Source organism: Roseibium sp. (genome assembly GCF_050301095.1).
In the GTDB taxonomy this organism is placed as follows: Bacteria; Pseudomonadota; Alphaproteobacteria; order Rhizobiales; family Stappiaceae; genus Roseibium.
The window spans coordinates 1-9,827 of sequence record NZ_JBNKYW010000218.1; the positions used below are offsets into that span (position 1 = coordinate 1).

Here is a 9,827-nt window from a genome sequence, read left to right on the forward strand (position 1 = left end):
AGGAGGTGCCGATCAGGGTGATGTCCGAGCCTTCACGCTTAATGTTCGCCTCGCCAAAGGGGATCAGATATTCTTCCTCTGGAACCGGGGCCTTGTCATTATACATCAGCTTGTCTTCAAAGATGACGACAGGGTTGTCATCGCGAATGGCGGTCTTCATCAGCCCCTTGGCTTCATAGGCGGAGGACGGCATGGCCACCTTCAATCCCGGAATATGAGCCACCAGAGCCTGCAGGGACTGGCTGTGCTGGGCGGCGGAGCGCCGCGTTGCGCCCATGTTCGTGCGCAGAACCAGGGGCACCTTGAGCTTGCCGCCGGACATGTAGTGCGTCTTGGCGGCCTGGTTACAGAGCTGATCCATGACAAGGTAGATAAAATCGCCGAACATCAGATCGACGATCGGTCGGCTGCCGGTCATGGCGGCCCCCACGGCGATGCCCATGAAGCCGGGTTCGGAGATTGGCGTATCAATGATCCGGTCCGTGCCGAACTCCTCCACCAGGCCCGACAGCACCTTGAAGGGCGTGCCGGCCTCGGCGACATCCTCTCCGAGCAGGACGATGGACGGATCACGTCTCATTTCCTCGGCAATGGCCTCGTTGACGGCCTTGGACAGTGTAATTTCGCGTGTCATGACATCTCTCCTCAGGCGGCCGTTTCCGCGTAAACGTGCATGTCGACCTCGCGTGCGTCCGGGTACTTCGCGTCGAGCGCGTATTTGACGGCGGCTTCAGCGTCCGCCGAGACCTCGTTGTCGATGGCGACCAGTTCGTCCGCTGTCATGATCTTCTCTTCGATCAGCCACTTGCCGAAATTGACGATCGGGTCGCGGACCTTCTTCCACTCCGTTTCCTCGTCCCTGGAGCGGTAGTAGTCGCGGTTGATGTCGCCGACGTGGTGGCCGTGATAGCGATAGGTGTCGAGTTCGATGAAGAACGGCCCCTCGCCCCGGCGGCAGCGCTCGGCGAGTTTCTGCGCCAGGTTGTTGACCGCCAGAACGTCCTGGCCGTCGACCTTGAAGGACTCGATGCCGAAGGCCTCCGCACGGGCAATCAGGGACCCGGCGGCAATTTCCTCGGTTTTGGTATATTCGCTGTAACCGTTGTTTTCGCAGGCATAAATGACGGGAAGCTTCCAGAGCGAAGCCATGTTCATGACCTCGTACCACAGGCCTTGCGCGGTCGCGCCGTCGCCGAAGAAACAGACGGTAACGTGATTGGTGCCGAGATGTTTCGCCGAAAGCGCGGAGCCGGTGGCGATCCCCATGGACCCACCGACAATCGCATTGGCCCCGAGATTGCCGTTCGCCTGGTCGGCGATATGCATCGAGCCGCCCTTGCCCCGGCAATAGCCCTCTTCCTTGCCAAGGAGTTCGCAGAACATCTCGCGGAAGTTCGCGCCCTTGGCCACGCAATGGCCGTGCCCGCGGTGGGTTGACGTGATCTTGTCCTCTGGCGTCAGCGCCTCGCAAATACCGACGGCGACCGCCTCCTGGCCGGAATACATGTGGGTCAGTCCCGGCATCTTGGCGGAAAGATAAAGCTGGTTCGCATTGTCCTCGAAAGCGCGGATACGAACCATTTGCTCGTACATGCGCAGATAGGCCTTGGTGTTGTGCTTTTTCCTGGCAGCACTCATGACTTCGTCCCTTGAAAAGGGCCCGGCCCCGTTGGGCCGGGCTAGTTGGGGAGGTTAGTAACGATTGGCGATGGGAAGATCCTGTGCCGGGAAGAGCGAGATCACCTCGCACCCCTTGTCCGTGACCACGACCTCTTCCTCGATGCGGGCCGCAGAAAACCCGTCCGTCGCCGGGCAATAGGTCTCGAGCGCAAACACCATGCCGGTCTTGATTTCCATCGGGTTTTCCAAGGAGACCGCCCGGCTGATGATCGGACGTTCGTGCAGGGCGAGGCCGAGCCCGTGTCCGAATTGCAGGCCGAATGCGGACAGCTCGTCCGGGAAACCGAATTCCTCGGCCTTGGGCCACGCCTGGGCGACGACATCGGTGGTCACACCCGGGCGGATCAGATCGATCGAGGCATCGATCCAGTCGCGGGCTTTCTTGTAGGCATCCTGCTGCGGCGCCGTCGACGTGCCGATGTTGAAGGTGCGGTAATAACAGGTCCGGTAGCCCTGGTAAGACTGCAGGATATCGAAGAACGCCTGGTCGCCCGGGCGGAACAGGCGATCCGTGAAGTTGTGCGGATGGGGATTGCAGCGCTCTCCGGAAATCGCGTTGATCGCCTCGACGTCGTCTGAGCCCATTTCGTAGAGCATCTTGTTCGACAGGGCGACAATGTCGTTCTCGCGCACGCCGGGTTTCAGTTCCTCGTAGATCATGTGATAGACGCCATCGACCATCGAGGCCGCCTGGGTCAGCAGCTGGATCTCGTCGACGTTCTTGATTTCGCGGGCGCTCAGCATGATCTGCTGACCGTCGACCACCTTGAGCCCCGCCTCCTGAAGCGCGTGGAACATGGCCGTTTCGGCGTAATCGACGCCCACGGGCATATCGATCATGCCGGCATCGCGGATGAGGCCCGCGATTTCCTCGGCGTAGCGCTTCATCAGACCGAAGCTCGGCGGGATCGTGCCGCGCATGCCGACGACGCCGGCACGGCAGTGATCCGGAACGAGCCAGTCGGAAAACTTCTTGTGGTGGTAGGCGGCGGAGCCGAAATCCCAGACATAGGGCGCATCGTCCCCGGTCAGCAGGCAGAAGCGGCACATCTTGTCCCGTTCCCACTCGCCGATCTTGGTCGCAGAGACGTAACGAATGTTGTTGACGTCAAACAGCAGCAGCGTGCCGCAATTACTTGCCTTCAAGGCTTCGCGAGCACGGCTCAACCGGTAGCGGCGAAGCCGGTCATGATCAATCCGGCGTTCGAAGTCGACGGACATGTGGCCCCAGGCAGGCAGACGGCCTTCCCAGATCCAATTCGGTTCAAGATCCTGGGGTGTCAGGATGCTAGGTGTCAGTGCGCGGGACATAAGCCTCTCCTCCAGGCGAAGTCCTCCCCGCCTGTTTTCGTTAGATATCAGTAAGTTATGCCGTTATTGCATGATCATGCCGCCATCGATCATGATGAGCTGGCCGGTCATGTAGTCACTTTCGTCGGAGCACAGGAACGCAGCGGTTCCCTTCACATCATCCGGCGTGGACAGCTGTTTCATCAGGATCATGGTCTGGGCCAGATGGTCCATGGACTGGCCTTCTTCCTCGAACATGCCGATTTCGACGAGATCCTTGTCGAGCTGTTCCCAGAGTTCGGTCTTGACCACCCCCGGGCCGTAGCCGTTCACGGTGATCTTGTGCTGCCAGAGCGCCTTTGCGCCGCCGATGATCATGGCAAGCGTGCAGTACTTGGAACAGGAATAGGGAACCACATCCAGGAACGCCGTTCGCGAAACAATGCTGCCGACGTTGATGATCTTGTAAGGGTGATCTTCCATCGGGCCCTGCTCGATCATCTTTTTGGCCGCCTCCTGCATGCCGAACAGCATGCCCTTGGCGTTGATGTTCATGATGAAATCCCAGTTTTCCTCGTCGATATCGAGGAACATCTTGGGCTTGTTCACGCCCGCATTGTTGAGCATGATGTTAATCGAGCCGAAGGCTTCGGCCGTCGCGTTGACGGCGGCGGTGTGATCCGCGCGCTTGGTCACGTCCAGTCTCATCGCGATGGCCTTGCCGTTGCCGGCTGCATTGATCCGGTTTGCGACCTCGTTGACCCCATCGACGTTGATGTCGCCCAGCGCAACGTTTGCCCCTTGCGCGGCAAAATACTCGGCGTTCGCCGCCCCCATGCCCTGAGCGGCACCGGTGATCAGAATGTTCTTTCCCTTGAGACGATTGGGGTCCATGGATACCTCCCGTTAGAGTTTTCCCGCCTCCCGCAAGAGGCGGTCGGCGCGATTCTGGGCTGCTGCCAGCGCAGCTTTCGGTGACTGGACGCCACGCAACATGTCGTGGCACTCCTCTCCGCAAATGCGGATGATCTGGTTGATTTCCGGGATCGGCGGGCGCGGCCAGAACTGCAGTTCGTCACGCCATGACATGGCATCCACGGCTTCGAAAATGGGCGAACGACGACGCACTTCAGGGTCGGTGCCGACCGAATAGCGCGGATTGGTGCGGCTGCCGTGCTCGACATAAAGCTTTTGCGCTTCAGGCGAGGTGAACACGATCAGGGCTTCCGCGGCCGCTTTCAGCCGCTCCGGCGCGATATTGGCAGGAATGCCGAGCAGGTAACCGCCGACCGGCGCGATATTCACCGCCCCGGCCCCTGCCGGGTGCGGCAGGTAACCGACCTTGCCGAACGCGGCACAGGAAGGGTTCTGCTCGAAGTAGGGTGCGAGCAGCGTGTAACCGTAGGCCATCGCGACCTTGCCATTGGCGAACGGGCGGACGCGTTCGTACCAGGACATCGACAGGATATCGGGCGGGGAATACTGCAGCAGCGCCATCAGATATTCCGCTGCAAGCAGGCCCCTTTGAGTGTCGATCGTCGGCCTGTAGCCGCCGTCCGCGAGATGCGATGCATCGAAACCGCCGGCCTGCGGAGGCAGGTCCAGAATTGGCTGGCCGAAATCCGCGCAGGTCATGATGAAGGTGTGGCCGAGCGCGGTTCCGCGTGCCGCGTTCCAGGCGATGCCGTAGCGCCCCTGAACCGGATCGTGCAGCGCCGCCGCGGCTTTCAGGAGCTCATCCGTCGTGTGGGGCGGTTCCAGCCCTGCTTCCGCAAACAGATCCCGGCGATAAAACAGAAGTTCGGGCGTCGTCTGGGACGGAACACCGTAGGGGCGCCCGCTCCAATGAGCGGCAAGCCAGCCCGCGGTGTGGAAGTCGGCGGGATTGAGGCGGTCGACGTCAAGCACCTGATCCAGCGGCAAGAGATAGTCGTTCTCCACGAACTCGCCGACCCAGGGAAGATCCAGTGCGATCAGATCGTAGCGGCTCACCGGCCTGTGCGCATTCTTGACCGCTTCGTCATGCAGGCGGTCGATCGAAAAGGCGCGCTGTTGAATGGGGCAACCGACAACCTGTTCGAACTGCCGCTTGAGCCCGTGCATGACCATGAAAGTGGGGTCGCCGTGGACAAGAACCCTCAGACCACCCGACAGTTTCAACGGTTCCAGAAGCACCTGGGGCGGCTGTATCGTCTGCGCTTCCAGATAGGATCCGCCGAAGTAATAGTCCTCGGTATCGGTGCGATTGCCCTCGACCCCGAAGGACTGACCTGCCAGCCTGCGAACCCGGCTGCTGAACCTTGTCCAGGCCTCGAGCATTTCGGAACTCGGATGAAGAGAAAAGCTTCTGCCGGTGGCGGTACGCGGACGCTGTTCTATCAGTCCACTGTCGATCATTTCCCGAAGCCGGCGGTTTGCCGTCGCATAGGGAACGCCCGACGCACCGATCAGGGAGGTCGGCGTCACCGATTTTGCTTCAAGATGTCTCTTAACCAGATAGGCCGACATTTTGACATAGGGGTTCGGAGCAGAAATCTCGAGCAGGCCTTCCAGCTCATCCTCCAGGTTTTCCAGAAAGGTCAGAACCTGAAGAATTTCCGTCTTGGCCTGCGGCGTGAGATACGTTGTGTCCCGAGCCATCTCTCCCTTGTACTGGTTCATCGCGCGGCTCCATATTTGCGAGCTTGACGAACCACGTTGAGCTTCCTCGAATTGGATATTTTTTGGATCGACACTGGATGTCCTCCTTACGGTGAGCGAGATCGCCGCTCTGCAAAACGGCCAAAAAATCCGGTTTGGACATTAAATCATCCATTTTGGATAATTTCGAGGAAGCGACCCAACGTCATGGCGGGCAGTTTAATAAGCGACGCTCAAAGTGAGTGCTGCATCCGTGTCTGGAGGAGACGCGGCCAAATATTCGACCCGCAAGGGTCTTTCTCGGAGGAAATCAAAATGACGAACACGTTCCGTTCGCTGCTCGTTGCGACAACAGCCATCACCGGCCTTGCCCTGACCGGCGCCGCATCCGCGGAAACCATGAAAATCGGCATCACGCAGAACAATGTCGGCGTCGACAGCTATCAGACGACCTACGAGAAGGCATTCATCGCCGCAGCCGGCGCCAATGCGGATGTCGAGACCGTCGTGCTTGACGCGGGCGGCGACGTGGCGCGCCAGATCGCCCAGATGGAAGATCTGATCCAGCAGGAAGTCGACGCCATCATCATCTGGCCGACCAACGGTGAAGCCGTCATCCCGGCTGTCCGCAAGGCGCACAAGGCCGGTATTCCGGTGATTGTCACCAACTCCAACATCGCCGAACAGGGCTTTGAATTCGTCGAGTCTTTCTCCGGCCCGGACAACATCACCCAGGGTTCGCGTTCGGCTGAAATCATGTGTGACAAGTTCAAGGAGATGGGCATCGAAAACGAAGCCAAAATCGTCCAGATCTCCGGGCAGCCCGGCTACACAACCGCGATTGAACGCGCCAAAGGCTTTGAGGACCGCCTGCCGGAGGTGTGCCCGAATGTGACCTTGATGGAAACCCAGCCCGGCGACTGGAACCGTGAAAAGTCCCAGAAGGTCATGGAAGCCTTCCTGGTGAAGTATGACGATATCGACGGCGTCTACGCCGGTGACGACAACATGGGGGTCGGTGCGCTCAACGCCGCCAAGGCCGCTGGCCGCGAGGGTATCATCTTTGTCGGTGCCACCAACTTCTCCGTCGGCTATGAAGCCATGGAACGCGGTGAATACTGGGGCTCGATCTACCAGTCTCCCGTCGATGACGCGGAAGCGGCCCTGCAGACGGCGATCGATATCCTCTCGGGCAAGGACGTGCCGTTCCTGAACTACTTCGACACACCGAAAATCACGCAGGACAACATGGCCGAATTCAGCAAGCCGGTCTTTTAAGCCCGACTTGGGCGCGGGAGCATTCCCGCGCCTCTTTTTTCTTCACGCAAATGGACTGGGAGGAAACCATGGGCCGTGTTTCCGGGCGATCCTGTATTGTGACCGGTGCCGCCAGAGGGATCGGCCGCGCCATCGGCGAAGCCCTGCTGAAGGAAGGCGCCGACGTCTGCTTCGCGGACATCAATGGTGATCAGGTCAGGTCCGTTGCCGAGGCAAATCGAAAAACTGCCGACGAGAATGGAGCAAAGGTGACCTGGGCCGAGGTCGACGTCACCAGCCGTGCTCAGGTCCAGGCGATGATCGAAAAGACAGTCGCATCATTCGGCAAGCTGGACGTGAAATTCAACAACGCCGGCGTGAACAAGCCGATGAACTTCCTCGACGTGACAGAGGACAACTGGGATTTTATCATGGGTGTCAACGGCCTGGGCTGCCTGATCGGCATGCAGGAGGCCGCACGCCAGATGATTGACCAGGGAACCGGCGGCAAGATCATCAACACGGCGTCCATCGCCAGCCGGCAGGGGTTTGACAATGTCGCGCCCTACTGCGCTTCGAAATGGGCCGTGGTGTCCCTGACCCAGTCCGGGGCAAGGGATCTGGCGAAACACGACATCACCGTGACCGGATTTGCACCCGGTGTCGTTGCAACGGAGATGTGGGAGCAAGTGGACCAGGACCTGTTGAACATAGGCGCAGCAGAGCGCCCGGGTCAGGCCATGGAAGAATTTTCGTCAGAAATCCTGCGCGGGCGGGTCGCAACCCCGACCGACATCACAGGCACAACGACATTTCTGGCGTCACGCGACAGCGATTACATGACCGGCCAGATCGTCATGATCGATGGCGGCATGACACTCGTGTAACGCACCCCAACAGGTAAGGGAGGATCTGTTGTCCGACATTTCAACCAAGACAGCCGACCGCCCCGGCGGCGCAAAGGAGAAGACGATGCGGTCTTTCAACCTGTCCGGGATCGGCGGATTTCTGGCAAAACAAGGTATTCTTGTCGCCTTCGCGCTCTTCATGATCGGGTTCACGCTCGCCAATGAACGGTTTCTGGACCCCGACAACATCATGGGGGTCGTCCGCTCCTCCGCAATCCTGGGGGTTATGGCCCTGGGTGTCACCTTCGTCGTCATCAGCGGAAACCTCGACCTTTCGGTCGGCTCCATGATGTCGTTCGCGACGATCGTCGTTCTCGATCTCCATGACAAACTGGGACCCACACTGGCGATCCCGTCGATGTATGCCATGGTGCTTTGCCTCGGCGCCTTTATCGGTTTCCTCGTCGGCTATCTCAAACTCAATTCGCTGATAGTGACCCTCGGAATGCTGTCGGCCATCCACGGACTGACGCTGACGTATTCGGGCGGCAAGAACATGGATATCGCCGACAAGGAGAGCACCTGGTTCAGTGTCTTCGGCCAGTCCGACGCACTCGGGATTCCGGTTCCGATCCTGATCTTTGCCCTTGTGGCATCGGTTCTGGGCATCATGCTGGCCAAGACACCGTTCGGCCGCAAGGTTTATGCCGTCGGCGGCAACGGCACCGCGGCGACGTTTTCAGGCATCCGCAGGGCAAGGGTCGTCTTTACCTGCTACCTCCTGTCCGCCTTTTGCGTCGGAACGGCCGGCCTCATTCAGGCAAGCCGGTCTCTGGGAAGCCAGAACACGGTTGGCCAGGGGCTCGAGCTGGAAGTTCTGGCAGCCGTCATCCTGGGGGGAGCCTCCCTGCTGGGCGGTTCGGGCACGATTTTCAAGACCGTAATCGGCGTTCTGATCCTCGGATTTATCCAGAACGGACTGCTTCTGGTCGGGCTGCAATTCTACGTTCAATACGTTGTCACCTGGATCATCATCATCCTTGCCGTCTGGCTCGATATCGCAGCCAAACGCGGCAAGCTCTGGTCACCGATTGCGTGAGGGAGGGAAAAATGGAACCTGGTACTCTCAGCACCTTCCTGAAGAATGGCGCGATCTGGGCATTTATCGTTGTCGAACTGGTCTTTTTCTCTGTTGCCGGGGAATATCTGTCGCTGAGCGACAAGGCCTTTATGGATCTCGATAACATGCTGCTGCTTTTCAAGCAGTCCGCACCGATCGGCATCATTGCGATCGGCATGACGATCATCATGATCAACGGCAATATCGACCTGAGCGTCGGTGCGACCTACGCCCTCAGCGCCGTCGTCCTGCTCGACAGCATGACCTGGCCGATGTTTGCGGGTCTGGGCGACGGTGTGATCCCGATCGCCTGGGGACTTGCCCTGCTGACAGGTGTCCTGCTCGGAGCGCTGAACGGACTGATCGTCTGGAAGACGGGGGTGGACGCCTTCATCGTCACACTGGGCGCCATGCTCGGGTATCGCGGGCTGGTCTTCATGTACAACGGTGAACAGCCGACGTCGCATCTCAACTGGACTCTCGTTGATTTCGCCGAAGCCCAGTTTCTGGGACTGCACACGGCGACCTGGTTCCTGATCGCCGTCACGGCCGTAGGCTGGTTCCTGATGAACCGGACGGTTCACGGCCGGAACGCCTACGCCATCGGGGACAACCGGACAGCCGCCATCAACGCCGGCATCCGGGTCGGACCTCACATGATGATCAACTTCGTTGTCATCGGATTTCTGGCGTCCCTGTCCGCAGTGGTCTTCTATTCGGAATCCGGGTCGGTAAACCCCAACGACGGCGAACTCTATGAACTCTGGGTAATCACCGCGGTCGTTCTGGGCGGCACGAAGCTGACTGGCGGGGCCGGCTCGGTCTTGTCCACCCTCGGCGGTGTTCTCGCGATCCAGCTTTTGCGCAAGGGGCTGGGGCATATCGGCGCCGACACCGAAACCGTCAATCTCGTGATCGGCCTGATCCTGATCACCGTCCTGTTTCTCGACCGTCAGCTGAACCTCAAGGGCAAAGAGGAGTTGAGAGTATGA

Annotated in this window: 9 protein-coding genes; 4 read left to right on the forward strand and 5 right to left on the reverse strand. The window is 59.6% G+C overall.

Annotated elements, in window-relative coordinates; all coding sequences use genetic code 11:
• The 5 genes from ACQY7U_RS19275 to ACQY7U_RS19295 all read right to left on the reverse strand — a co-directional run.
• The coding region (locus ACQY7U_RS19275; RefSeq protein WP_428647954.1) for an alpha-ketoacid dehydrogenase subunit beta at positions 1-634 on the reverse strand (634 nt) is incomplete at its 3' end.
• 11 nt (positions 635-645) lie between these two features.
• A complete protein-coding gene (locus ACQY7U_RS19280; protein ID WP_428647957.1) occupies positions 646-1,638 on the reverse strand; it encodes a thiamine pyrophosphate-dependent dehydrogenase E1 component subunit alpha in 993 nt (330 codons plus the stop codon).
• A gap of 54 nt (positions 1,639-1,692) precedes the next feature.
• Positions 1,693-2,991 (reverse strand): M24 family metallopeptidase, encoded by a 1,299-nt coding sequence (locus tag ACQY7U_RS19285; RefSeq protein WP_428647960.1) that lies wholly within the window; start codon positions 2,989-2,991, stop codon positions 1,693-1,695.
• Positions 2,992-3,054: 63 nt separating this feature from the next.
• Positions 3,055-3,864, reverse strand: coding sequence for an SDR family NAD(P)-dependent oxidoreductase (locus ACQY7U_RS19290; protein WP_428647962.1), 810 nt, complete (start codon positions 3,862-3,864; stop codon positions 3,055-3,057).
• Between the two features lie 12 nt (positions 3,865-3,876).
• Positions 3,877-5,631 carry an ABC transporter substrate-binding protein gene (locus ACQY7U_RS19295; RefSeq protein WP_428647965.1) on the reverse strand — a complete coding sequence of 585 codons (1,755 nt, stop codon included), beginning with the start codon at positions 5,629-5,631 and terminating at the stop codon, positions 3,877-3,879.
• 294 nt (positions 5,632-5,925) lie between these two features.
• On the opposite strand from ACQY7U_RS19295, the gene ACQY7U_RS19300 reads away from it, so the two are divergent.
• The 4 genes from ACQY7U_RS19300 to ACQY7U_RS19315 all read left to right on the forward strand — a co-directional run bounded on the left by ACQY7U_RS19300 (position 5,926) and on the right by ACQY7U_RS19315 (position 9,827).
• A complete protein-coding gene (locus tag ACQY7U_RS19300) occupies positions 5,926-6,888 on the forward strand; it encodes a sugar ABC transporter substrate-binding protein (protein WP_428647967.1) in 963 nt (320 codons plus the stop codon).
• Between the two features lie 68 nt (positions 6,889-6,956).
• Positions 6,957-7,754, forward strand: a complete 798-nt coding sequence (locus tag ACQY7U_RS19305; protein WP_428647970.1) for an SDR family oxidoreductase — start codon at positions 6,957-6,959, stop codon at positions 7,752-7,754.
• 28 nt (positions 7,755-7,782) lie between these two features.
• Complete coding sequence (locus tag ACQY7U_RS19310; protein WP_428647972.1) at positions 7,783-8,814, forward strand: ABC transporter permease; 1,032 nt, start codon at positions 7,783-7,785, stop codon at positions 8,812-8,814.
• An 11-nt stretch (positions 8,815-8,825) separates the two neighbouring features.
• Complete coding sequence (locus ACQY7U_RS19315) at positions 8,826-9,827, forward strand: ABC transporter permease (protein WP_428647974.1); 1,002 nt, start codon at positions 8,826-8,828, stop codon at positions 9,825-9,827.

Bases quoted from the DNA above. Each gene is read 5' to 3' on its own strand.
- ACQY7U_RS19315 (WP_428647974.1), top strand. From the start codon at position 8,826: ATGGAACCTGGTACTCTCAGCACCTTCCTGAAGAATGGCGCGATCTGG.
- ACQY7U_RS19295 (WP_428647965.1), bottom strand. From the start codon at position 5,631: ATGAACCAGTACAAGGGAGAGATGGCTCGGGACACAACGTATCTCACG.
- ACQY7U_RS19290 (WP_428647962.1), bottom strand. From the start codon at position 3,864: ATGGACCCCAATCGTCTCAAGGGAAAGAACATTCTGATCACCGGTGCC.
- ACQY7U_RS19305 (WP_428647970.1), top strand. From the start codon at position 6,957: ATGGGCCGTGTTTCCGGGCGATCCTGTATTGTGACCGGTGCCGCCAGA.
- ACQY7U_RS19280 (WP_428647957.1), bottom strand. From the start codon at position 1,638: ATGAGTGCTGCCAGGAAAAAGCACAACACCAAGGCCTATCTGCGCATG.
- ACQY7U_RS19285 (WP_428647960.1), bottom strand. From the start codon at position 2,991: ATGTCCCGCGCACTGACACCTAGCATCCTGACACCCCAGGATCTTGAA.
- ACQY7U_RS19300 (WP_428647967.1), top strand. From the start codon at position 5,926: ATGACGAACACGTTCCGTTCGCTGCTCGTTGCGACAACAGCCATCACC.